Origin of the sequence: Mesorhizobium sp., from assembly GCF_004962925.1 — a bacterium.
GTDB lineage: Bacteria > Pseudomonadota > Alphaproteobacteria > Rhizobiales > Rhizobiaceae > Mesorhizobium.
This window is the reverse complement of sequence record NZ_SUEO01000444.1, coordinates 1-417: the sequence shown is the minus strand read 5'-3', so window position 1 is coordinate 417 and position 417 is coordinate 1. Positions and strand designations below refer to the sequence as shown.

1 protein-coding gene is annotated in these 417 nt (G+C 60.4%); it reads right to left on the bottom strand.

Going from position 1 to position 417, the window contains the following annotated elements:
- Nucleotides 1–104 precede the first annotated feature (104 nt).
- Nucleotides 105–417 (bottom strand): hypothetical protein (locus tag E5W87_RS35625; RefSeq protein WP_292408693.1); only part of this gene is annotated, 313 nt, incomplete at its 5' end.

The window sequence follows — 417 nt, the reverse complement described above, 5'->3', positions numbered from 1 at the left end:
CCTTAGCGCTGTTTGGCGTACTTTCAACGCGATGCCCTCAAACATAGACGCGACCGGTCTTTCCGTATTGCGGACGTCTAACTTACACAACGGGAAAGCCGGTCCTATCCCTTCCACACCGTCGAGCGGAGAAGAGCCTGCACGTGCTCTGCCAGGTCGAGTTCACCGCGTGCCTCGATCCTTAAAAGATACCGGACCTTGGCCCGGCGATCACCTTCCCTCACCGCAGGATAGGCGCATACAGCCAGCAGCGCCCTTTCCTCAGCCCGGCTGATTCTTTCGAGGTCGCGGTTACTGCCATCCATTTCGTGGATTGCCTTGCCGAACGCCGCGTACGTTGCCTTGTGCGACTTGATCAGCGCCCGCAGATCGCGGGACGGTTCCCGGTCCCGGCGTCGCGGTTCTGTTGCGAGAGCC